20 protein-coding genes are annotated in these 21,890 nt (G+C 73.3%); 8 read left to right on the forward strand and 12 right to left on the reverse strand.

Translation table 11 applies throughout. The annotated features are described in order from the left end of the window. Position 1: 1 nt before the first annotated feature. Positions 2 to 871, reverse strand: a complete 870-nt coding sequence (locus tag ACSMX9_RS11205) for a hypothetical protein (RefSeq protein ID WP_445402039.1) — start codon at positions 869 to 871, stop codon at positions 2 to 4. A 186-nt stretch (positions 872 to 1,057) separates the two neighbouring features. Between ACSMX9_RS11205 and ACSMX9_RS11210 the strand changes: the two genes are divergently transcribed. Next, positions 1,058 to 1,639, forward strand: coding sequence for a phosphatase PAP2 family protein (locus ACSMX9_RS11210; RefSeq protein WP_445402041.1), 582 nt, complete (start codon positions 1,058 to 1,060; stop codon positions 1,637 to 1,639). 8 nt (positions 1,640 to 1,647) lie between these two features. Here the strand turns inward: ACSMX9_RS11210 and ACSMX9_RS11215 are convergent, their stop codons facing one another. Beyond that, positions 1,648 to 2,313: a response regulator transcription factor gene (locus ACSMX9_RS11215; protein WP_351238360.1), complete on the reverse strand. Its 666-nt coding sequence runs from the start codon at positions 2,311 to 2,313 to the stop codon at positions 1,648 to 1,650. After that, the gene (locus ACSMX9_RS11220) at positions 2,310 to 4,094 is read right to left on the reverse strand and encodes a sensor histidine kinase (protein ID WP_445402043.1); all 1,785 of its coding nucleotides are present in this window, start codon (positions 4,092 to 4,094) and stop codon (positions 2,310 to 2,312) included. Before ACSMX9_RS11220 ends, ACSMX9_RS11215 begins: the two co-directional genes overlap by 4 nt. Before the next feature lie 224 nt (positions 4,095 to 4,318). Between ACSMX9_RS11220 and ACSMX9_RS11225 the strand changes: the two genes are divergently transcribed. The 5 genes from ACSMX9_RS11225 (at position 4,319) to cseC (ending at position 9,001) form a co-directional block, all read left to right on the forward strand. After that, complete coding sequence (locus tag ACSMX9_RS11225) at positions 4,319 to 5,266, forward strand: A/G-specific adenine glycosylase (protein WP_445402045.1); 948 nt, start codon at positions 4,319 to 4,321, stop codon at positions 5,264 to 5,266. A gap of 366 nt (positions 5,267 to 5,632) precedes the next feature. Then, positions 5,633 to 6,172: a SigE family RNA polymerase sigma factor gene (locus ACSMX9_RS11230; protein WP_445402047.1), complete on the forward strand. Its 540-nt coding sequence runs from the start codon at positions 5,633 to 5,635 to the stop codon at positions 6,170 to 6,172. Between the two features lie 173 nt (positions 6,173 to 6,345). Next, on the forward strand, positions 6,346 to 6,951 hold the full coding sequence (locus tag ACSMX9_RS11235) for a hypothetical protein (RefSeq protein WP_445402049.1): 606 nt from the start codon (positions 6,346 to 6,348) through the stop codon (positions 6,949 to 6,951). Between the two features lie 20 nt (positions 6,952 to 6,971). Beyond that, a complete protein-coding gene (gene cseB / locus ACSMX9_RS11240; RefSeq protein ID WP_445402051.1) occupies positions 6,972 to 7,673 on the forward strand; it encodes a two-component system response regulator CseB in 702 nt (233 codons plus the stop codon). Beyond that, positions 7,670 to 9,001, forward strand: coding sequence for a two-component system sensor histidine kinase CseC (gene cseC / locus ACSMX9_RS11245; RefSeq protein ID WP_445402956.1), 1,332 nt, complete (start codon positions 7,670 to 7,672; stop codon positions 8,999 to 9,001). Before cseB ends, cseC begins: the two co-directional genes overlap by 4 nt. Before the next feature lie 77 nt (positions 9,002 to 9,078). Here the strand turns inward: cseC and ACSMX9_RS11250 are convergent, their stop codons facing one another. After that, positions 9,079 to 9,801, reverse strand: coding sequence for a M23 family metallopeptidase (locus tag ACSMX9_RS11250; RefSeq protein ID WP_445402053.1), 723 nt, complete (start codon positions 9,799 to 9,801; stop codon positions 9,079 to 9,081). A 681-nt stretch (positions 9,802 to 10,482) separates the two neighbouring features. Here ACSMX9_RS11250 and ACSMX9_RS11255 point away from each other — a divergent pair. Further along, the gene (locus ACSMX9_RS11255; RefSeq protein WP_445402055.1) at positions 10,483 to 13,368 is read left to right on the forward strand and encodes an NACHT domain-containing protein; all 2,886 of its coding nucleotides are present in this window, start codon (positions 10,483 to 10,485) and stop codon (positions 13,366 to 13,368) included. A gap of 65 nt (positions 13,369 to 13,433) precedes the next feature. On the opposite strand, the gene ACSMX9_RS11260 is transcribed toward ACSMX9_RS11255, so the two are convergent. Further along, positions 13,434 to 15,962, reverse strand: coding sequence for an ATP-dependent Clp protease ATP-binding subunit (locus tag ACSMX9_RS11260; protein ID WP_366115127.1), 2,529 nt, complete (start codon positions 15,960 to 15,962; stop codon positions 13,434 to 13,436). Between the two features lie 441 nt (positions 15,963 to 16,403). On the opposite strand from ACSMX9_RS11260, the gene ACSMX9_RS11265 reads away from it, so the two are divergent. Further along, on the forward strand, positions 16,404 to 17,093 hold the full coding sequence (locus tag ACSMX9_RS11265) for an SCO3374 family protein (RefSeq protein ID WP_445402057.1): 690 nt from the start codon (positions 16,404 to 16,406) through the stop codon (positions 17,091 to 17,093). On the opposite strand, the gene ACSMX9_RS11270 is transcribed toward ACSMX9_RS11265, so the two are convergent. From ACSMX9_RS11270 to nadC, 7 genes are all read right to left on the reverse strand, one after another. Then, positions 17,066 to 17,404 (reverse strand): histone-like nucleoid-structuring protein Lsr2, encoded by a 339-nt coding sequence (locus tag ACSMX9_RS11270; protein WP_445402059.1) that lies wholly within the window; start codon positions 17,402 to 17,404, stop codon positions 17,066 to 17,068. The genes ACSMX9_RS11265 and ACSMX9_RS11270 overlap by 28 nt on opposite strands. 229 nt (positions 17,405 to 17,633) lie before the next feature. Next, positions 17,634 to 18,233, reverse strand: coding sequence for an amino-acid N-acetyltransferase (locus tag ACSMX9_RS11275; protein ID WP_351238340.1), 600 nt, complete (start codon positions 18,231 to 18,233; stop codon positions 17,634 to 17,636). A 9-nt stretch (positions 18,234 to 18,242) separates the two neighbouring features. Beyond that, positions 18,243 to 18,800, reverse strand: coding sequence for a BlaI/MecI/CopY family transcriptional regulator (locus tag ACSMX9_RS11280; protein ID WP_445402957.1), 558 nt, complete (start codon positions 18,798 to 18,800; stop codon positions 18,243 to 18,245). Positions 18,801 to 18,963: 163 nt separating this feature from the next. Beyond that, positions 18,964 to 19,155 (reverse strand): hypothetical protein, encoded by a 192-nt coding sequence (locus ACSMX9_RS11285; protein WP_366115131.1) that lies wholly within the window; start codon positions 19,153 to 19,155, stop codon positions 18,964 to 18,966. Positions 19,156 to 19,174: 19 nt separating this feature from the next. Continuing rightward, positions 19,175 to 19,870: a hypothetical protein gene (locus ACSMX9_RS11290; protein WP_445402061.1), complete on the reverse strand. Its 696-nt coding sequence runs from the start codon at positions 19,868 to 19,870 to the stop codon at positions 19,175 to 19,177. Between the two features lie 90 nt (positions 19,871 to 19,960). Then, entirely contained in the window at positions 19,961 to 20,758 is a 798-nt protein-coding gene (locus ACSMX9_RS11295) for a type III pantothenate kinase (protein ID WP_445402063.1), read from the reverse strand. A gap of 34 nt (positions 20,759 to 20,792) precedes the next feature. Beyond that, the gene (gene nadC / locus ACSMX9_RS11300) at positions 20,793 to 21,806 is read right to left on the reverse strand and encodes a carboxylating nicotinate-nucleotide diphosphorylase (protein ID WP_445402065.1); all 1,014 of its coding nucleotides are present in this window, start codon (positions 21,804 to 21,806) and stop codon (positions 20,793 to 20,795) included. Positions 21,807 to 21,890 lie beyond the last annotated feature (84 nt).

The raw sequence follows: 21,890 nt of genomic DNA on the forward strand, positions 1-21,890 counted from the left end.
TTCAGTCGCGGCGCAGGACGAACGAGGTCGGGGTGACGGTGAAGCCGGACAGCTCGGCCTCGACCAGGTAGGTGTCCGCCGCCGCCGATCCGGCGCGGGGGGTGCCGCAGTCGGCGGCGCTCCGCTTGCGGTTCCACTCCAGGGTGTGGGTGGCGGAGCCGTTCGCGGGCACCTTCAGCAGGGCGCTGCCCGAGCCCTTGGGACAGTGGTCGGAGACCCAGACGTCCTCGTCGCCCTCGGACTGGGTGATCGTCACCACCGCGGCCTTCGGACCGAGGTCGATCTTGCAGGCGACGTCGGAGGTGTTCTTCGCGGTCAGCCGCAACTCGGGGTTCTTCCCCGGGCCGTAGGTGTTCTCGGCGCTGCTCAGCGAGAGCCGCACGGTGGACGCGGTGCAGTCGGGCAGGTCGGAGCCGGCCGGGACGCGCTGCCCGGAGTCCGCGCCGCCCGAACTGCCGGCGCCGCCGGACCCGTTCGCGCCCTCGCCGTCGGCCCCGTTCGCCCCGTCGGAGCCGCCGGAGCCGTCCGAGCCGTCCCCGGAACCGCCGCCCGTGGTGGAGGCGGCGTCGGTGCTGCCGGGGCCGCCCGATCCGCCCGGGGAGGTCTCGGAGCCGGGCTCGTCCCGCCCGCCCGGCTTCTCGCTGATCGCGGGACCGGAGCCGGAGGGCCCGGGGGTGATGGCCTCGACCGGGTTCTTGTCGCTGGAGCCGTTGGCGTTGTCCCCGGTGCCCCCGCCGCCGCCACCGCTCGAACTGACCAACCAGATGATCAGGAGCACCAGGACGACGGCGGCCAGGCTCAGCAGAACGGCCCTCCGTCGCCAGTAGATGCTGGAGGGAAGCGGCCCGACCGGATTGCGCAGAGATCCCACGGCGGCAACTGTACGAGAGATCGGCGGCTTCTCCTGCCCCACCCGCCGCCCTCGGGGCAACTTTTCCAGATCATCATTCCGGCAGACGGGGCGTCAAACGTCCCGGGACCCCCGTCTTTCGTCAGGTGCCCCACCTGACGGTCGCGGGGTGTGATCGTGGACCCCGACTCCGTACGTTCCGTGACCATGACCTCCTTCGACGACGCCTGGTACCGCGACATCACCTCCTTCGCCCGTGACTCCCCCTCCTGGCTCCAACACACCGCGGAAATAGGCACGGAGGCGGGGATCGTGGTCTTCGTGGTCCTGTTCGTCGCCGCGGCGTGGCGGGTGCGCCGGGCGTCCGACCGGGTGCTGGCCGCGGCCCTGCTGGCCCCGGTGGCCACCGGGGTGGCGTACCTGCTCAGCGAGTTGTTGAAGACCGTCTTCGACCAGGACCGGCCGTGCCGGACGGTGGCGGGTGCCGCGGCGTCCCTGGTGGCCTGCCCGGAACGCGGCGACTGGTCGTTCCCGAGCAACCACGCCACCATCGCCGGCGCCTCCGCGGTGACCCTGGCCCTGGTGCGGCGGGGACTGGTGTGGGTCACGGTGCCGCTGGCGCTGCTGCTGGCGTTCTCCCGGGTCTTCGTCGGCGTGCACTACCCGCACGACGTGGCGGCGGGGCTGCTGTTGGGCGCGGTCGTCGCCCCGCTCGTGCTCCACCTGGGCACCGGGCCCGCCACGGGCGTCCTGGGGTCCCTGCGGAGCCGGGGCGGACGCCACCGTTGAGCCCGCGCTCACCCCGGGTCCGTCAGCCCCGCCTCGTGGGCCACGATCGCCGCCTGCACCCGGTTGCGCACCGACAGCCGCTCCAGCACCGAGCTGACGTACGCCTTCACGGTGCCCTCCACCAGGTGCAGGCGGGCCGCGATCTGGGCGTTGGAGAGCCCGGCGCCCACCAGGGCGAGCACCTCGCGCTCCCGGGGCGTGAGCCGTTCGGTGCGGGCCCGGGCCTCGGTGGCGCGGGCCAGCCGGCCGCCGTCGAGGCCGTCGATGACGTGCCGGGCGACCCGCGGCGACAGGAACGCCGCCCCGGCCGCCACCGCCCGCACCCCGGCCAGCAGTTCGTAGGGGTCGCCGGACTTCAGCAGGAAACCGGTGGCGCCGCCGCCGAGCGCCCGGGCGACGTAGGCGTCCTCGGAGAAGGTGGTGAGCATGGCCACGGCGGTGCCCGGCAGGGTGCGGACGATCTCCTCGGCGGCGGCCAGTCCGTCCAGCACCGGCATGCGGACGTCCAACAGCGCCACGTCGGGGCGGTGCGCCTGCGCCAGCCGCACCGCTTCCCGGCCGTCCGCCGCCTCGGCGACGACCTCGATGCCCTCGTCGGCGGCCAGGATCGCCCGGACCCCGGCCCGGACCATGGTCTCGTCGTCGGCGAGGAGGACCCTGGGACGTGTGCTCATCGACCGCTCCCTCCGGTGGTGCGTCGGGTGTCCGTGGCCGCCGTCGTGGGGGCCACCGGCACCAGGTCCTTGGCGATCAGTGTGCCGCTCGGGTCGAAGCAGAGCCTGAAGTGGGCGACCATCGTGAAGAGTTCACCGTCCGCCCGGTAGTAGTGGCACGCCCCGGCGCCGGCCGGCCGCGGCGGCGCACGGTCCACCGGGGGGTCGGCGACGGTCCGTTCCGGCAGGACCGGACGGAGTGCGTCGAGGTCGGCGCCGGGCCGCAGGGCGGCGTAGGCGGCGGGCTCCAGCACCGCGCGGGACCCGGTGTACGCGTACCAGCCGAGTGCCGCGCCCACGGACAGCGTGCCGGCGGCCACGACCGCGAGCGCCGCGGGCACCCGGACGCGCCGGCGCCGTCCGCGGACGGCGACCGGAGCGGGAGCCGGCGGGAGGTGGGCGCGGACCCGGAACCCGTCGCCGTGGCGACCTGCGGTGAGCGTGCCGCCGAGCGCGGCGACCCGGGTGCGCAGTCCCGGCAGCCCGCACCCGCCGGCGGCGGACGCCCCGCGGGCGATCCGCCGGACGGCGACCGGATGCGGGGGCGCGGGGGGCGCTTCATTGGTGACGGTGACCGTGCTCCCCCACTCTTCGTGCGCCGTGCACACCGTCACCCGAGCGCCGGGGGCGTGCTTGGCCGCATTGGTGAGTGCTTCCCGCACCACGGCCCGGGTGGCTCGTTCCACCTCCCGCGCCGGAGCGACGCGCCCGGTGCGCTCCCCGCGCACCGGCATCCCGGAGGCCGCGGCCCGGCGCACCAACTCCTCCACCGAATCCACCGAGCCCGCCGAATCCGCCGAATCCGCCGCGTCCACCGCGGGCTCCGGGGCGGCCGCCGGGGCGTCGACGGCCACCGCCCCGGTCTCGTCCAGGAGGTCGGCGAGCCGCCGCGCCGGGGTCAGCGGCGCCGGGTCCTCCCCCGGCTCCTCGGGATCGCGCAGCAGTCCGACGACGGCCCGCAGCCGATCGGTGGCCCCGGCGGCGGCGGACCTCAGCTCCGCGGCGGCCGCCCGGTGGTGCTCCGGCAGGTCGCGGGCGAGTTGCAGGGCACCCGCGCGCAGCGCGATCAGGCTCAACTCGTGCCCCAGCGAATCGTGCACCTCCCGGGCGATCCGCGCCCGTTCCCGCAGCCGCGCCCGCTCGGCGACCATCCGCTGTTCGCGCTCCAGGTGCGCGGCCCGGGCCCAACCCGCCTCGGCGAGCGCCCGGCGCTGGCGCCAGTGCCGTCCGCACAGCCAGGGGAACACCACGGCCAACAGCAGCGCGGAGACCAGCACCAGCGCTTCGCTGACCCGGTCGGCCCCGTACCCCGCGCTCCTGCCCAGCCCGGCGGCGAGCACCACGGGGAAGGCGGCCAGGGCGGGCCCGACCCGTTCCGCCCGCACCCCGGCGAGCAGGGCGAACACGGGCAGCGCGGCGCAGGTCTCGACGGCGAGCAGCGCGGGGGCGACGGCCAGGCAGCCGCCCGCCACCAGCAGGAGTGCGGTCACCGGTCGGGTCCGCCGGGCCGCGGTCGCGGCGGCCAGCACCCCGATCAGGAGGACGGTCCGCCACCAGGGGCCCGCCTCGGTCAACCCCAGCGGGGCGGCGAGTAGCACCGGCACGGCCAGCCCCGTCCAGAGCACCGCCCCGGCCAGCGGCCCGGCCCAGGGGCCCGCCGCCCCGTTCCGTTCCCCCGGACCGGTCCGCCACCGCCCCGGCGCACGCCCGTCCGCCCCGTCCACCCGCACGTTCCCGTCCACCTCCCGCTGACGCGCGCCGGGCGGTTCCGGCCCGCCCGGCCGCACCCGCGTCCGCCTCCCCGCCGCCCCGGCCGGTGCGGCGCCTCCCCTCCGAGGACGCATCCGCGGCCCGGACGCCTGAGACCCCGGTGCGGCCGAGCGGTCCGGGCGAGCGGTCCGACCCGCCCCCGCTCGGCGGCACGTCCCCCACCGGGCCCGGGTGGGCATGGCAGGATCGACGTGCCATGACTGTGCCGACGAAGTCCACGTCCCGTACCGCCCCCGACCCCCGTACCTCTCCGGAGGGCCCGCTCCGCGCGCTGCCCGCCCTCCACGAACCGGTGATCGCCTGGTTCGACGACCACGCGCGCGATCTGCCGTGGCGCCGCCCCGAGGCGGGCCCCTGGGGCGTGATGGTCAGCGAGTTCATGCTCCAGCAGACGCCGGTCAGCCGGGTGCTGCCGGTGTACGAGCAGTGGCTCGCCCGCTGGCCCCGCCCCGCCGACCTCGCGAAGGAGCCGTCCGGGGAGGCGGTCCGCGCCTGGGGGCGGCTCGGCTATCCGCGCCGTGCGCTGCGGCTGCACGGCGCGGCCGTGGCCATAGCGGAACGGCACGGCGGTGACGTGCCGACCGAGCACTCCCAGTTGTTGGCCCTGCCCGGGATCGGCGAGTACACGGCGGCCGCGGTGGCCTCCTTCGCGTACGGGCAGCGGCACGCCGTCCTGGACACCAACGTGCGCCGGGTGCTGGCCCGGGCGGTGACCGGCTCGCAGTACCCGCCGAACGCCACCACCGCCGCCGAACGGAAGCTGGCCCGGGCGCTGCTCCCCGAGGAGGAGGGCACCGCCGCCCGTTGGGCGGCGGCGTCGATGGAGCTGGGTGCGCTGGTGTGCACGGCCCGCAACGAGCGCTGCGAGCGCTGTCCGATTGCCTCGTTGTGCGCCTGGCAGCTCGCGGGCAAGCCGGAGCACGAGGGCCCGCCGCGGCGCGGCCAGACGTACGCGGGCACCGACCGGCAGGTGCGCGGCAAGCTGCTGGCCGTGTTGCGGGAGGCCACCGTGCCGGTGCCGCAGGCGGTGCTGAACCGGGTGTGGGACGAGCCCGTGCAGCGGGCCCGCGCGCTCGACGGACTGGTGGCGGACGGTCTGGTGGAGCCGCTGCCGGGCGGCCTGTACCGGCTGCCGCACGTCTGAGCCGCCCGCCCGCGAACCCCGCCCGCCGCCCCCGCCCGTGCGCCTTCGGACGGGGGCGGCGGCGTCCCCGCCGGGGCCGGGGGCCGTCGAAGCCGTCGTGGGACGTCACGGAAGACCCCGTGTCGAGTCCCGGAACCGGCCCGCGGAAGCGCTCCGAACCCTCCCGAAAGGGACGGAATCCCCGCTCGCCGGCCGCTGCCCTTACCGCTTTCCTACATCTGTTACACAACCGACGGACAGCCGTGCGTCCGCCGCGTGCTGGCCCGCACAGTGCCGTGACAACTCCTCCGTAACTTGCTTCTCGTGCCGCTACGGCACGACAGGGGAGACAGGGCGGCCCGGGGGGCCGGATCGGAGGCGACGGGGATGGCGCACGGCGAGGTGCTCGAATTCGAGGAGTACGTCCGTACCCGGCAGGACGCCCTGCTGCGCAGCGCCCGCCGACTGGTCCCCGACCCGGTGGAGGCGCAGGACCTGCTCCAGACCGCGCTGGTGCGCACCTACGGCCGCTGGGACGGGATCGCGGACAAGCGGCTGGCCGACGCCTATCTGCGTCGCGTCATGATCAACACTCGGACGGAGTGGTGGCGGGCCCGCAAGCTGGAGGAGGTGCCCACCGAGCAGCTCCCCGAGTGCAGGGTGGAGGACAACACCGAACAGCACGCGGACCGGGCCCTGTTGATGGACGTGATGAAGGTGCTGGCACCCAAGCAGCGCAGCGTCGTGGTGCTGCGACACTGGGAGCAGATGTCCACGGAGGAGACGGCCGCCGCCCTCGGCATGTCGGCCGGTACGGTCAAGAGCACGCTGCACCGGGCCCTCGCCCGGCTGCGTCAGGAGTTGGAGGCCCGGGACCTGGGTGCCCGGGCGCTCGAACGTGAGGAGCGGGAGCGTTGCGCGGCCTGAGAAGCCGGTTCGGGGCGGGGCGCGGGGACGCCCGTTCCGGGGGGTTCCCCCCGGAGGAGGCCGCACTGTGCGGCGCTCCGCCCGACGGGCCCGACGGACCGGGCGGGCCGGGGCGCGCGGACGGGCCGGCGGGGGGCCGGGCGGCGAGTCGGTTGGTGGCGGGGGGTGCGGCGGTGGCCGCACTCGCCGCCCTCGGCGTTTCCGGTCTGCTCGGCGGGTTCGTCGCTTCCTGCACGTCCCAGGGCACCGGCGTCCGCGACGAGGGGCCCGCCCGCGGGAGCGCTTCCGGCGAGGAGACCCCGTCGGCGTCCCCCTCCCCCGCCCCGCCCCGGGTCGACGCCGTCCGGCTGCTGATGGACGACCCCGACATCGACCCGGAGGTGAAGGAGACGCTGCGGCTCTGCACCTCGGACAAGGACAGCTACCCGGTGGACGCCATCTACGGCAACCTCACCGACGGCGGGCGGGACGACGTCGTCGTCAACGTCCTGACGTGCGGGGACGCCGTGAGCATCGGTACGTACGTGTACCGTCCTGAGGGCGATGACTACACGAACGCCTTCCGGTCCGACGGCTTCCCGGTGTACGCGGAGATCGACCGCAGGGAACTCGTCGTCACCCAGCAGGTGTACTCCGACGAGGATCCGGTGGCGGCCCCCTCGGGGGAGGACGTGATCACGTACCGGTGGAAGTCCGGTGACTTCGTGGAGCAGGGACGCGTCCACAACGACTACAGCAAGGCGGTGGGCACCGAGTCCGCCTCCCCGCCCCGGAACTGAAAGCGACGGATACCGACCGGATGGCAGAGCAGACCCACGTCCTCTTCGTCGAGGACGACGACGTCATCCGCGAGGCCACCCAGCTCGCACTGGAACGCAACGGCTTCGTGGTGACCGCGATGCCCGACGGGCTGTCGGGGCTGGACTCGTTCCGGGCCCGCCGCCCCGACATCGCCCTGCTCGACGTGATGGTGCCGGGGCTGGACGGGGTGAGCCTGTGCCGGCGCATCCGGGACGAGTCCACCGTCCCGGTCATCATGCTGTCGGCGCGCGCCGACTCCATCGACGTCGTCCTCGGACTGGAGGCGGGCGCCGACGACTACGTCACCAAACCCTTCGACGGGGCGGTCCTGGTGGCCCGCATCCGGGCGGTGCTGCGCCGCTTCGGGCACGCCGGCGGCGCCGGGGCGCAAGAGGGCGCACAGCAGGCCGGCGGCGGGGTGCTGACCTTCGGCGACCTGGAGGTCGACACGGTCGGGATGGACGTGTTGCGCGGGGGGCGGCCGGTGGCGCTGACCCCGACCGAGATGCGGCTGCTGCTGGAGTTCTCGGCGGCCCCGGGCACCGTGCTGTCCAGGGACAAGCTGCTCGAACGCGTCTGGGACTACGGCTGGGGCGGTGACACCCGGGTCGTCGACGTCCATGTGCAGCGGTTGCGGGCCAAGATCGGCCAGGACCGGATCGAGACCGTGCGCGGCTTCGGTTACAAGTTGCGGGCCTGAGCACCGTGCGGAGAAAGCTGCGCGGCCTGAACCTCCGCACCGGGCTGCGCTGGAAACTGAGCGCGGCGATCACCCTGGTCGGGGTCTTCGTGGCGCTCGCGTTGAGCCTGGTGGTGCACAACGCGGCCCGGGTGTCCATGTTGGACAACGCCCGCGACCTCCAGGACGAGCGGGTGCAGTTCGCGCAGCGGATCTACGAGGCCACCGAGCGGCTCCAGTTCGGGGCCGAGGTCGACGACGAGGACATCCCGGCCGAACTGCGGGCCAAGGCGCTCGAAGGGCGTCGGGCCACCCACGTCACCGAGACCGACGGCGTCCCCGACATCTGGGCGGCCGTGCCGCTGGAGGACGGTCGGGTGCTGTCCCTGCACACCCCGCTCCAGGACCGCAGCACCGCGATCATGGGCGATCTGGACCGGGCGCTGCTCATCGGTTCGCTGGCGGTGGTGTCCGGCGGGTGCGCGCTCGGCGTGCTGATCGGGGGGCGGTTCTCCCGCCGGCTGCGCAAGGCCGCGGTGGCGGCGGGCCAGGTGGCCCAGGGCAACAGCGAGGTCCGGGTGGTCGAGGCGATCGGCGGGGTGGTCCGGGACGAGACGGACGACCTGGCGTGGTCGGTCGACGCGATGGCCGACGCCCTGCGCCAGCGGCTGGAGGCCGAGCGCCGGGTGACCGCGGACATCGCGCACGAACTGCGCACCCCCGTCACCGGACTGCTCACCGCCGCCGAGCTGCTGCCGCCGGGGCGCCCCAGCGAACTGGTCCGGGACCGGGCGCAGGCGATGCGCACCCTGGTGGAGGACGTGCTGGAGGTGGCGCGCCTGGACAGTGCCGCCGAGCGCGCCGAACTGCACGACATCGTGCTGGGCGAGTTCGTGTCCCGGCGCGTCGCGGCCCGCAACAGCGAGGTCCGGGTGCACGTCGTCCACGAGGCGGCGGTGACCACCGACCCGCGGCGGCTGGAGCGCATACTCGGCAACCTCCTGGCGAACGCGGCCAAGCACGGCCGCACCCCGGTGGAGGTCACCGTGGAGGGCCGGGTGCTGCGGGTGCGCGACCACGGGCCGGGCTTCCCCGAGGAGCTGCTGGCCGAGGGGCCGAGCCGGTTCCGCACCGGCAGCAGCGATCGCGCGGGGCACGGACATGGCCTCGGGCTGACCATCGCCGCGGGGCAGGCCCGGGTGCTGGGTGCCCGGCTGACCTTCCGCAACGTCCGCCCGCCGGGATCGCCGGACGGGCCCGTGGAGGGGGCGGTGGCGGTGCTGTGGCTGCCGGAGCACGCGCCCACCAGCTCGGGGAGCTTCCCGATGCTGCTGTTGCCCGGCGAGTGAGGCCGGGCGGGCACGGCCGAGCCCCCGGTGACCGCGGGTTGCGGTGACCGGGGGCTCGGTGGCGCGGGGCGCTCGGGTCAGAAGGAGACGCCGACGCCCTTGAGGAACACGGCCGGGTTGATCGCGGAACCGTAGTTCGGGGTGGTGCGGATCTCGAAGTGCAGGTGCGGGCCGCTGGAGTTGCCGGTGTTGCCGGACAGCGCGACCACCTGGCCGGCGTTGACCTTCTGGCCGACCGACACGTTGACCTTCGACAGGTGCGCGTACTGCGAGTACTTGCCGCCCGCGTGCTTGATCACCACGGCGTTGCCGTAGGCGGGGCCGTCGCCGCCGCCGTTGGGGCCGGCCTTGACGACGGTGCCGGCGCTGACCGACTTGACCGGGGTACCGGTCGGGACGGCGAAGTCCTGGCCGGAGTGCTTGCTGGCCCACATGCCGCCGGCCTGCGCGTAGCTCGCGGAGAGCGCGTAGGAGCTGAGCGGCTTGACCCAGCCGGTGGACTTCTGCGCGGCGACCGGCTTGGCGGTGACCGCCTTGGCCTTGGCGGCGGCCTTCGCCTTGGCGGCGGCCGCGGCCTTGGCCTCGGTGGCGGCCTTGGCCTGGGCGGCCTGCGCGGCGGCCTGCACCTTCACGGACTCGGCGACGGTGCTGGGCACGGCGGTGACGGCCTGGCCGGGGGTCGCAGCCGCCGCGACCCCGGCACCCAGAGCGGCCGAGACTCCGAGACCGGCGACGACGGCGACCGTCCGGGCACGCAGCAGGGACGAACCGGACTTGAGGGACATGGCGCGCTGAGACATACGGGAAACCTCCGGGTTGGGGGGAGCCGCGTCCGAGATGCCGCGCGGGCCGCTGTGACGCGCTCGGGAGCGAGGCGTACGGACCGTGGGGTGCGTCGGCTGGACGGGCGACGACTGACCCGGAGTACATCGGCGTAGCTGCCGGGTGCTCCACATTGGTAACCCACCACCCGGTACCGGCTCAAACCCCCCTACTACTAGGCAAACTCGTACACAAACGTCACATCCGGAGGGTCTTGACGCGCCCTCCCACCCCCGCCGCCGGAGCCGCCCCGGAGAGGAAAGAGCCCGCAACGGCGGGTTTGAAGTGACCGCCCACCGGTTTTCCGCCCCGCCGCACCCCGCCCCCGGCAGCTTTGGGTCACTGCACGGGCACGGAACGCGACCACCGGGCGCCGCCCCTGCGTACGCCGGCCGCGCGGGGGGCGAGCCGGCGGGCCGGCCGCGGACGCCGTCCACTATTTCCGCTAGTACCGGACAGAACGCCTGTGCCCCATGTCACCGGGGAGCAAGATCCACCACCCCCGGAATGTGACCCGGGCTACCCTCGTCGGGGCGTTCCGGACACCTTCGGGAACGCCGATCGGGGGTCCACCAGCGGCCGTTCGGGCCTCGGAAGGTGACCCACGGCACAGCGATCCGGGGACGGCCGGCCCGGCGCGGCACAGGGGGAGTTCGGGAGTGGACCCGTCGGTACTCGGCACACGGCTCGCGTCCAGCGCGATCGCGCCGCTGCTCAAGAAGCTGTTCGCGGCCCCGCCCCCGGGCGCCGGGCTGGTCGAACGCCCGGTGCGGCTCTCCGCCTGGGTCTCCTTCCGCGGTGAACGGCGCACCCTCTCCGACGCCCAGGTGGGCAAGCTCGCCACCCACCTGGTGCGGGAGGCCGTCGACTCCCCCGGCGAACGGCCCTTCCCGGCCGACGAGGAAGCCGCCGTGGCCGACGCCCTCGCCCGCACCCTGCTCGCCCTCGGCGACCTCGACATGGACGACGTCCAGGCGGTGCGGCTCGGCCACCGCGAACTGGCCCGCGCCCTCTACACCGGGGCCACCGAGGCAGGACACGGTCTGGCCCCGGACCACCACCTGTCCGCCGACGCCGCCCTCTTCCTCGCCTCCGCCCTGGAATGGGCCTGCCTGCACGTCCTCCAGTTCTTCACCCAGCGCTCCACCTTCGTGGCCCGCACCCTGGTCGCCCAGAGCCGGGACCAGGCCGAGATCCTCGCCAAACTGGACGCACTGATCACCCGGGCTCCCCGCCCCGACGCCCGCCACGCCTCCTTCGAGCGCCGCTACCGCGACCACGTCGCCGCCAAGCACGGCAAGCTCACCATCTACGGCATCGACCTGACCTCCACCCCCGGCACCTGGCCGCTGGACGTGGCCTACCTCAGCCTCACCTCCACCGAGCAGACCGACCCGCCGCCCCGGACCGGACCGGACCCCGACCCCACCCGGCACTTCCGCGGCCCGCTCCCCGCGGACCAGGTGCTCGCCACCCGCTCCCGGGTGCTGCTGCGGGGCGTCGCCGGCTCCGGCAAGACCACGCTGGTGCAGTGGCTCGCCGTCTCCGCCACCCGGGTCGCGCCGGACGGGCCGCTCGGCCACCTCCACGACCTGGTGCCGTTCGTGCTGCCGCTGCGCACCCTCACCCGGCACGGCGAACGGCTGCCCGAACCGCGACTCTTCCTCACCGCCGCCGGCTCCCCCCTCGCCGGCGCCCAGCCCGAAGGGTGGGCCGACCACGTACTCACCGCCGGCCGCGGGCTGATCCTGGTGGACGGCATCGACGAGGTGCCCGAGGCGGAACGCGCACGCACCCGCGCCTGGCTGGGCGACCTGCTCACCGCCTACCCGGACAACCGCTGGCTGGTGACCTCCCGCCCCTCCGCCGTCCGGGAGAACTGGCTCGCCGCCGACGACTTCGCCGAACTCACCCTCTCCCCCATGAACCCCGCCGACGTCGCCGCCTTCGTCCGGCGTTGGCACGCGGCGGCCCGCCACGGCGCCGACGAGGCCGCCCGCGCCCTCCTCGACGGCTACGAACGGCAGTTGCTCACCGCCGTCGCCGGCAAGCCCGACCTCGGCCGGCTCGCCACCAACCCCCTGATGTGCGCCCTGATCTGCGCCCTGCACCGGGACCGCCGCGGCTACCTCCCGCACGGCCGCAAGGAGTTGTACGAGGCCGCCCTCGCCATGCTGCTGTCCCGCCGGGACCGGGAGCGGGACGTCCTGACCACCGCGGGCCAGGAGCTACGACAGGAGCCCCAGACCCAACTGCTCCAGCGCCTCGCCTACTGGCTCATCCGCAACGGCCGCACCGAGCTGGTGCGGGAACGGGCCGAGGCCATCGTCGGCGAGGCCCTGCCCGCGGTGCCCGAGGCCGCGGCCCTCGGTGACGCCCGCACCGTCTTCGACCACCTGCTGCTCCGCAGCGGGCTGTTGCTGGAGCCCTCCCCCGGCGCGGTGACCTTCGTGCACCGCACCTTCCAGGACTACCTGGGCGCCCGGCGGGCCGTCGAGGAGTGGGACGTCGGCCTCCTGATCGGTCACGCCGCAGACGACCAGTGGGAGGACGTGATCCGGATGGCCGTCGCCCACGCCCGCCCCCGCGAGCGCGCCGAGATCCTGGACGGACTCCTCAGCGCGGGCGACGCGGCCCCGCCCGGACGCGAGCGCGCCCGCGTCCACCTGCTGGCCGCCGCCTGCCTGGAACAGGCCACCGAACTCGACCCCGCGGTCCGGGACCGGATCGCCGAGCGGGTCAACGCCCTGATCCCGCCGCCCGACCAGGAAGCGGCCCGGAAGCTCGCCGCGGTCGGCCCGCTCGTCCTCGACCTGCTGCCTGCGCCAGGAGCGGCGGACGAGGGGGACTCGCTGATGGCGATCATCACCGCCTCCCACGTGGACTCGGAAGCCGCCATCCCCTACCTCGCCGGCCATGCCGACACCGCCTCCCTCGATCTCCGCTCCCAACTCGTCTGGTCCTGGCACCGCTTCGACACCGTCCGGTACGCCGAGGAGGTCGTCGCCCGACTCGACCCAGAGGGACTGTTCTTCACCGCGCAGAGCGAGGCGGAACTCGTCGTACTGGGGGAGCTCGGTGGACGCCCCTGGATTCAGCTGCGGACCGCGGACATCGGACCGCGCGCCGTCGCCGCGTACGTGGAACGCCACCGGCCAACGTGCATAGCCCTGGACGTCACCCAGGCTGACGGAGCCATCCCCTGGGACGTCATCGACGCGTTGAGCGGTCGGGAGGAGCTGCACCTGTCGTCCTTCGGCATCGAGGCGTCCCCGGCGGACTGGGATCGACTCGCCGCGACACCGCAGCTGACGGCCCTCCTGGTCACGCTGTTGGAATTCGGCGCCCTGCCCGAGGACTGCGTCCTCCCGGAGCTCACCGAGCTGACCCTGTACGGCCAGGCGTACGGTCCCATCGACTTGTCGGCGCTCCCGGTGCACTTCCCCCGGCTCGCCCGGCTGGAGATCGACTTCCTCAACAGGGACGAGGTGGTCCTGCACGGCCGCGACGCACTACCGGACTCGGTGGAAGTGGTGGAGTACTGACAAAGGGGTCGCCCCCGAGCCGGACGGCTCGGGGGCGACCCCTTGACGGTGTGAGCGGGGCGCGCTCACGCCTCCTTGCTGAGGTTGGGGCCCGCGCCGCCGCCGGTGGCGGGCTCGATCGGCGGGGCGTCCGGCAGTGCGGTCTTCTCCTCGCCGCGGAAGGTGAAGGTGACGTCGTCGCCCTCGCCCTCCGTGTCGACGACCACGATGTGACCGGGGCGCAGCTCGCCGAAGAGGATCTTCTCGGAGAGCGTGTCCTCGATCTCGCGCTGGATCGTGCGACGCAGCGGACGCGCGCCCAGCACCGGGTCGTAACCCTTCTTGGAGAGCAGCTCCTTGGCGGACGCGGAGAGCTCGATGCCCATGTCCCGGTCCTTGAGGCGCTCGTCCACCTTGCCGATCATCAGGTCGACGATCTGGAGGATGTCGTCCTGGCTCAGCTGCGGGAAGACCACCACGTCGTCGACGCGGTTGAGGAACTCGGGGCGGAAGTGCTGCTTGAGCTCGTCCGAGACCTTGTTCTTCATGCGCTCGTAGTTGGTCTTGGTGTCGCCCTGGGCGGCGAAGCCCAGGTTGAAGCCCTTGGAGATGTCCCGGGTGCCGAGGTTGGTGGTCATGATGATGACCGTGTTCTTGAAGTCCACGACCCGACCCTGGGAGTCGGTCAGACGACCGTCCTCCAGGATCTGGAGCAGGCTGTTGAAGATGTCCGGGTGGGCCTTCTCGACCTCGTCGAAGAGGACGACGGAGAACGGCTTGCGGCGGACCTTCTCGGTCAGCTGGCCGCCCTCCTCGTAGCCCACGTATCCGGGGGGCGAACCGAAGAGGCGCGACACCGTGTGCTTCTCGCTGAACTCCGACATGTCGAGGGAGATCAGCGCGTCCTCGTCACCGAAGAGGAACTCGGCGAGGGCCTTGGACAGCTCGGTCTTGCCGACGCCGGAGGGGCCGGCGAAGATGAACGATCCACCAGGACGCTTGGGGTCCTTCAGACCGGCGCGGGTGCGGCGGATCGCCTTCGACAGGGCCTTGACGGCGTCCTTCTGGCCGATGACGCGCTTGTGGAGCTCGTCCTCCATCCGCAGCAGACGGCTGGACTCCTCCTCGGTCAGCTTGAAGACCGGGATGCCGGTGGCGGTCGCGAGGACCTCGGCGATCAGCTCGCCGTCGACCTCGGCGACGACGTCCATGTCGCCGGCCTTCCACTCCTTCTCCCGCTTGGCCTTGGCGGCGAGGAGCTGCTTCTCCTTGTCGCGCAGGGAGGCGGCCTTCTCGAAGTCCTGCGAGTCGATCGCGGACTCCTTGTCGCGGCGGACGCCGGCGATCTTCTCGTCGAACTCGCGGAGGTCCGGCGGCGCGGTCATCCGGCGGATGCGCATCCGGGAGCCGGCCTCGTCGATCAGGTCGATCGCCTTGTCCGGGAGGAAGCGGTCCGAGATGTACCGGTCGGCCAGCGTCGCGGCCTGGACGAGGGCCTCGTCCGTGATGGAGACGCGGTGGTGCGCCTCGTAGCGGTCGCGCAGGCCCTTGAGGATCTCGATGGTGTGCGGGAGCGAGGGCTCGGCGACCTGGATGGGCTGGAAGCGGCGCTCCAGCGCGGCGTCCTTCTCCAGGTGCTTGCGGTACTCGTCCAGCGTGGTGGCGCCGATGGTCTGGAGTTCGCCGCGGGCGAGCATCGGCTTGAGGATGCTGGCCGCGTCGATGGCGCCTTCGGCGGCGCCCGCACCGACGAGGGTGTGCAGCTCGTCGATGAAGAGGATGATGTCGCCGCGGGTGCGGATCTCCTTGAGGACCTTCTTCAGGCGCTCCTCGAAGTCACCGCGGTAGCGGGAGCCGGCGACCAGCGCACCCAGGTCGAGGGTGTAGAGGTGCTTGTCCTTGAGGGTCTCGGGCACCTCGCCCTTGACGATGGCCTGGGCGAGGCCCTCGACGACGGCGGTCTTGCCGACGCCGGGCTCGCCGATGAGGACCGGGTTGTTCTTGGTGCGGCGGGACAGCACCTGCATGACCCGCTCGATCTCCTTCTCGCGCCCGATGACCGGGTCGAGCTTGGACTCGCGGGCGGCCTGCGTCAGGTTGCGGCCGAACTGGTCCAGGACCAGGGAGGTCGACGGGGTGCCCTCGGCGGGGCCGCCGGCGGTGGCCGTCTCCTTGTTCTGGTAGCCGGACAGCAGCTGGATCACCTGCTGCCGCACCCGGTTCAGGTCGGCACCCAGCTTGACCAGGACCTGGGCGGCGACGCCCTCGCCCTCACGGATCAGTCCGAGCAGGATGTGCTCGGTGCCGATGTAGTTGTGGCCCAGCTGGAGGGCCTCGCGGAGCGACAGCTCCAGGACCTTCTTGGCACGGGGAGTGAACGGGATGTGACCGGACGGGGCCTGCTGGCCCTGGCCGATGATCTCCTCCACCTGCTGGCGGACCGCCTCAAGAGAAATCCCGAGGCTCTCCAGGGCCTTAGCGGCGACACCCTCACCCTCGTGGATCAGGCCCAGGAGGATGTGCTCAGTGCCGATGTAGTTGTGGTTGAGCATCCGGGCTTCTTCCTGAGCCAGGACGACAACCCGCCGCGCGCGGTCGGTGAACCTCTCGAACATCGTTAATCGCTCCTCAGAGCGGTCAGGCAGTGAAAGGGGTCGGTCCCCTCCCTGTCCTTCCGCAGCTTAGTCCCGCAAGCGGGGACCGCTCATTCCAACTGCCGACACCCGTGCGTGGCCTCCTGACCGCGAACGCCGACATCTGCTCCAACCCGATGGTGCGAGACGATGTTCCCGCAGGCCAGGCAGTTTCCCTTGCCATCACTACGCCGATGGCGAACGTGCGCCTCCCGGGCCCTTGCGTGTCGCCCCACCCCACTAGGGATGTCTTACCCGCGCGTTGGGACGATCCATGCGGGACACCCCCCTCGCCTCCGCTACGGGCGAACAAGCGCGCGCCGCCGCGGGGGGCGTGCGTCCCCCGCCCGGGCCCTGGGGCCCTCCGGGCGGTCGGCGGCGACCGTGCGTAACCGCTCTCCGGCTCGTGGTGTTCTTTCCGTCATGACCCCCGCCGTTCCGCGCCCCCGTCGTCCCCTCGGTCCGTCCGGTCGTCCGAGCACCGGACGCGGTAGGGACGGTGGGGTGCGCCATTGGTACGAGAACGTCCTCGGCTGGCCCGCGGTTCCCGCGGGCCGTCCCGGCGCCGGCGGCACGACGGGGGTGCTTCTGGTCGCCGGGGTGCGCTTCGACGTGCTGGAGGTGCCGGCCGCCGTCGGGCGGGCGGTGCTGGCGGGGCCGGAGCGCACCGGTCCGGTGACCCGGTGCGGCGACCGGGTCCGGTTCCTGGTGGCCGCCGGCGCCGCCGAGGAGGTGCCGGGACTGCTGGCCTGGCTGGAGTGGGGCGGGCTGGCCGGGGACCTGGGGCTGGCGGTCATCGGCCCGGGCGGCGCGATCGAGGCGCCGTGGCCGCCGGTGCCGGCCCCGTCACCGGTCGGCACGGACGGGGCGGGCCCGGGAGCGGACCCGGCCGGGGCCGCGGTCTGGGTGCGGCCCCCGGAGCCGGGGCGGGGGGCGGAGACGGGACTTCCCGCACCGCGCCCCCTCGCGGCGCGGTGCGCACGAGGGAGTGCGCCCAGGGACGGTGGGGGCGCCCCCGACCTCGTGCGACTGGTGGACCGGCTGGCCACGGAGTGCCTGCGGGTCCGGTTGGGTCGGGCGCGCGATCAGCGGTGGGCGTCTTCGTACGCCTGACGGACGTCGGCCGGGACGCGGCCCCGGTCGTTGACCTTGTGGCCGTTCTCCTTCGCCCAGGCGCGGATCTGGGCCGTGTCCTGGCTGCTGCCGGCAGCGGTGGCGCGGGCCTTGCCCCGACCACCGGTGGAACGGCCGCCGGTGCGGCGCCCGCCCTTCACGTAGGGCTCCAGCAGACCGCGCAGCTTGTCGGCGTTGTCGGTCGTGAGGTCGATCTCGTAGGTCTTGCCGTCCAGCGCGAACGTCACGGTCTCGTCGGCCTCGACACCGTCGAGGTCGTCGACAAGAAGGACCTGAACCTTCTGTGCCACCGCATTTTCCTTTCATCGATAACGTACGGGTCGGCCCCACGGCACCCGCCGCCGTTTCGCCGCCCCTTGTTATATGCAGTACAGCAGTACGTTGGAAAGCAAACCGTCTTTCCCCGCAAAACACAAACCCCTGGTTGCCGTCACCCCGCCCCGGACCGCCCGGAAACATGCGCGTTTCGGACATAGGGCACCAGGACACCGGGGGAACGGAATGCGCCGTCCAAGCCGATCACAGATGCAGAAGCATCCGGCTGTTGCCCAGGGTGTTCGGTTTCACTCGTTCGAGTCCGAGGAACTCGGCGACGCCCTCGTCATAGGAACGCAGCAGCTCGCCGTACACATCGGAGTCCACGGGAGTCTCCCCGATCTCGACGAAGCCGTGCTTCGCGAAGAAGTCGACTTCGAAGGTGAGGCAGAAAACACGTCGAACGCCGAGCCAACGCGCGGTCTGGAGCAGCTTCTCCAGGAGTTGATGGCCGACGCCGGCGCCCTTGAGGGCGGGGTTCACGGCGAGCGTACGGACTTCCGCCAGGTCTTCCCACATCACGTGCAGTGCTCCGCATGCGACGACCTGTGCGTTGTCGTCGCGTTCCGCGACCCAGAACTCCTGGATGTCCTCGTAAAGCGTGACCGTGGCTTTGTCCAGCAGGATGCCCTTGTTGACGTAGACGTCGAGGAGCGCGCGGACCTGGGGAACGTCACTGGTGCGGGCCCTGCGGACGGTGACCGCTTTCCTGGTGGGGCCGGCCGGCGCGGAGGACTCGGTTTCCGGAACATTCGCCGGTGCGACCGGCTCTTCGGGTACCCGGTGGGGTTGCTCTGCTGGCATGAACGGACGCTATCGTCCGTCCTCCGCCTTGTGCTCGGGGGGCTCGTTGCGCGGACTCGCCTCCGGAACCCGCGACATCCCGGTGTTCCTCGGGGCATTCCCCGCAGGTGGACCGTTCGGGGTGGCCGCCGGGCGGCCCGGATCTTCCCCGCCCCCGATACCGTTCGCGTCATCCGACGGTCGCGCGGCGTTCGGCGGGTTCCCCGTGTCGGGCGGGGGTTCGTTTCGCGGCGGCGCGTTCTCGGGGCCCTGCACCATGCGCACGGCGTCGTTGAGCGCTTCGCGTTGTTCGGGCGACATCATGCCGAAGAAGGCGACGAGGGCGGCGGCCGGGTTGTCGCTTTGCGACCACGCGTCGTTCATCAGGGCGGCGGCGTACGCAGCGCGGGTGGAGACGGCTTCGTAGCGATAGGCGCGGCCTTCCGCTTCGCGGCGCACCCAGCCCTTCTGATGGAGATTGTCCAGAACGGTCATCACCGTCGTATAGGCGATCGAGCGTTCCTGCTGGAGGTCTTCCAGGACTTCCCGAACGGTCACCGGACGGTTCCACTGCCAGACCCGCGTCATGACCGCGTCTTCGAGTTCTCCCAAGGGGCGAGGCACAAATCTCACCATATATGGAGAAATCGCCCCAAGGGTGGCGAACCGCTCTACGGAACGACGCTTTCCCGAGGGGCGGCGCGCATCCGTTCCCCGCGGCCCGGAGGGTCACGGGGAACGGGCGGCGGCGTCAGGCGCCGGCGTCGCGCGGGGACTGGTTCTGGGCCTGACGGGCCTGCTCGGCCTGCCGGAGGGCGTAGTCGACCGCGGCGTCCTCCTTGGCCTTCTTGTCGCCCCCCTGGGTCTTCACGATCGTCACGATGAGCGCGGTGAAGAACACGGCCATCACCGTGGGGGGCAGCAGCGCGGAGACGTAGTCCATGGGGCCAGGGTATCCAGCGCTATCCGGCGGCCCGCTGCTGGGGCGGGTCCGCCGGCGGGGCGGGGGCCGGCGCGTCCGGCTGCCGGGGCTCGGCGGGCGGAGCGGGCCGCTTGCGGGGCGGGAACACCTCGGCGGGGGTCGGCACGGGACGGTGCGGGGCGGCGGGGCGCTCCCGGGGCGCGGGTTCGGGGCGCTCGGGGGCCGGCTGCTCGTCCCCCGCACGCGGGGCGACCAGCCCGCCGGGCAGCGCCGTCAGACGGAGCCGGGGGGCCGTCGCCACGGCGCGGGCGCCGGACCCGGCGGGCACCGGGACGCGCTCGGCGGGGCGGGCCCGCACCACCCGGTCGACGGGGGGCCGGCAGCGGTCCAGGAGCGCCGCGGCGGTCGGATTGCCGCGCAGGGCGCGCAGCGCGGCGAGGTCGTCGGGGCCGGGCCGGTGCCCGGCCGCCAGCGCCTCCTCCAGGAGGGCCAGGTAGCCACGGGCGGTCCCGGGCAGGGCGCTGCGGTAGCGCTCCAGGTCGGCGACGAGGAAGGCGCGCCGCCGGGCGCCCTCGTGCAGCGCCTCGTCCACCGATTCGGCGAGCCGGAGGCAGTCCCGGACGTCCGCGGCGGTGAGGGGACGGGGGTGGACGACGAGGGCGAGAGCACGGCGGAGCACACGCAGCTCCTCGGCGCCGAACGCCATGCCGCCGCAAGTTCCGTTGGGCGTGGGCATGGGGAGACGATACGCGCTAATCGGACAAAACCCACCGAATGTCGTCCCCGTGGCGTGGCCTGCGGGGCCGGGCCGTTTACGGCCCGGCGCTCACATCCGGGCGACGTTGCGCTCGTAGACCAGGCGCAACCCGATCAGGGTCAGCCAGGGCTCGTGCTCGTCGATGACGGTCGCCTCGCCCAGCACCATCGGGGCCAGTCCACCGGTCGCGATCACCGTCACCTCGTCCGGGTCGGCGGCCAGCTCCCGCGCCATCCGGGTGACCACCCCGTCGACCTGCCCGGCGAAGCCGTAGAGGATGCCCGACTGCATGGCCTCCACGGTGTTCTTGCCGATCACGCTGCGCGGCCGGGCCAACTCGATCTTGCGCAACTGCGCCCCGCGCACGCCCAGCGCCTCCACGGAGATCTCGATGCCCGGGGCGATCACCCCGCCCGTGTACTCGCCGCGCGCGGAGACCGCGTCGAAGGTCGTCGCCGTGCCGAAGTCCACCACGATCGCGGGGCCCCCGTACAGGTCGACGGCGGCCACCGCGTTGATGATGCGGTCGGCGCCGACCTCCTTGGGGTTGTCCATCAGGATCGGCACCCCGGTCTTGATACCCGGCTCCACCAGCACCGCCGGCACGTCGCCGTAGTAGCGGCGGGTGACCTCGCGCAGCTCGTGCAGCACCGAGGGCACCGTGGAGCAGATGGCGATGCCGTCGATGCCCTCGCCCAACTCCATCCCCAGCAGCGGGTGCATGCCCATCAGGCCCTGGAGCAGCACGGCGAGTTCGTCGGCGGTGCGGCGGGCGTCGGTGGAGATGCGCCAGTGCTCGACGATCTCCTCCCCGTCGAACAGCCCGAGCACGGTGTGGGTGTTGCCCACGTCGATCGTCAGCAGCATGCGTCTACTCCGTTCCGGCGGCGTCCGCGCGGGGTCAGGGGGCGGCGTCGGGGCCGGGCGCGGCGTCCCGTAGGTCCAGGCCGATGTCGAGGATCGGCGCGGAGTGGGTGAGCGCGCCCACGGCGAGGTAGTCCACGCCGGTCTCCGCGTAGGCGCGGGCGTTCGCGAGGGTGAGCCGGCCGGAGGACTCCAGCCGCGCCCGGCCCGCGACCAGGGCGACGGCCTCGGCGGTCTCCACGGGCGTGAAGTTGTCCAGCAGGATCAGGTCGGCGCCCGCCTCGACCACCTCGCGCAGCTGGTGCAGGGTGTCCACCTCGACCTCCACCGGGACGTCCGGGAACGCCTCGCGGACCCGGGCGAACGCCTCGGCGACCCCGCCCGCGGCCAGTACGTGGTTGTCCTTGACCAGCGCCGCGTCGGAGAGGGACATCCGGTGGTTGAGGCCGCCGCCGCAGCGGACCGCGAACTTCTCCAACGACCGCAGCCCGGGGGTGGTCTTGCGGGTGTCGCGGACCTTCGCCCCGGTGCCCTCCAGGGCGTCCGCCCAGGCGCGGGTGGCGGTGGCGATGCCGGAGAGCCGGCACAGCAGGTTCAGGGCGCTGCGCTCGCCGGTCAGCAGGTCCCGGGTGCGGGCGGTGACGCTGAGCAGCGGCTGGCCGGCGGCCACCCGGTCGCCGTCCTCGACGTGCCGCTCGACCTCGAACGCCTCGGTGCACACCAGGGAGAGCACCGCTTCGGCGATCCGCAGCCCGGCCACGGTGCCCGCTTCGCGGGCGGTGAAGTCGGCGGTGGCGACGGCGTCCTCGGGGATGGTGGCCACGGTGGTGACGTCCACCCCGCCGGCCAGGTCCTCCGCAAGGGCCCACTGCGCGACGTCCTCGACCTCGACGGGGTCGAGGCCGGCGGCGGCCAGCAGCTCGGCGAGCGCCGGATCGAGACCGCACTCGACCGCGTGCGGATCTCCCCCGCCGCAGCCGCAGCCCTCGCCGCACCCCGCGGCGGGGTCGTCGGCGAGCAGGGGGACGGGGGGAGGCGGCGTGTCGGTCACGGCTCAGGGCTCCAGGGGATCGGCTGTCGAGGGTGCTGCGGGGTCGGCGGCGCCGGCGCGGGGCGCCCGCGGGGAGCCGTCTGC

This window comes from Streptomyces sp. LE64 (genome assembly GCF_052606915.1).

Excerpts from the sequence above, each read along its gene's own strand:
- ACSMX9_RS11210 (WP_445402041.1), top strand. The coding sequence starts at position 1,058 with ATGACCTCCTTCGACGACGCCTGGTACCGCGACATCACCTCCTTCGCC.
- ACSMX9_RS11215 (WP_351238360.1), bottom strand. The coding sequence starts at position 2,313 with ATGAGCACACGTCCCAGGGTCCTCCTCGCCGACGACGAGACCATGGTC.
- ACSMX9_RS11225 (WP_445402045.1), top strand. The coding sequence starts at position 4,319 with ATGACTGTGCCGACGAAGTCCACGTCCCGTACCGCCCCCGACCCCCGT.
- ACSMX9_RS11230 (WP_445402047.1), top strand. The coding sequence starts at position 5,633 with ATGGCGCACGGCGAGGTGCTCGAATTCGAGGAGTACGTCCGTACCCGG.
- cseB (WP_445402051.1), top strand. The coding sequence starts at position 6,972 with ATGGCAGAGCAGACCCACGTCCTCTTCGTCGAGGACGACGACGTCATC.
- ACSMX9_RS11250 (WP_445402053.1), bottom strand. The coding sequence starts at position 9,801 with ATGTCTCAGCGCGCCATGTCCCTCAAGTCCGGTTCGTCCCTGCTGCGT.
- ACSMX9_RS11260 (WP_366115127.1), bottom strand. The coding sequence starts at position 15,962 with ATGTTCGAGAGGTTCACCGACCGCGCGCGGCGGGTTGTCGTCCTGGCT.
- ACSMX9_RS11265 (WP_445402057.1), top strand. The coding sequence starts at position 16,404 with ATGACCCCCGCCGTTCCGCGCCCCCGTCGTCCCCTCGGTCCGTCCGGT.
- ACSMX9_RS11275 (WP_351238340.1), bottom strand. The coding sequence starts at position 18,233 with ATGCCAGCAGAGCAACCCCACCGGGTACCCGAAGAGCCGGTCGCACCG.
- ACSMX9_RS11280 (WP_445402957.1), bottom strand. The coding sequence starts at position 18,800 with ATGACGCGGGTCTGGCAGTGGAACCGTCCGGTGACCGTTCGGGAAGTC.
- ACSMX9_RS11285 (WP_366115131.1), bottom strand. The coding sequence starts at position 19,155 with ATGGACTACGTCTCCGCGCTGCTGCCCCCCACGGTGATGGCCGTGTTC.
- ACSMX9_RS11290 (WP_445402061.1), bottom strand. The coding sequence starts at position 19,870 with ATGCCCACGCCCAACGGAACTTGCGGCGGCATGGCGTTCGGCGCCGAG.
- ACSMX9_RS11295 (WP_445402063.1), bottom strand. The coding sequence starts at position 20,758 with ATGCTGCTGACGATCGACGTGGGCAACACCCACACCGTGCTCGGGCTG.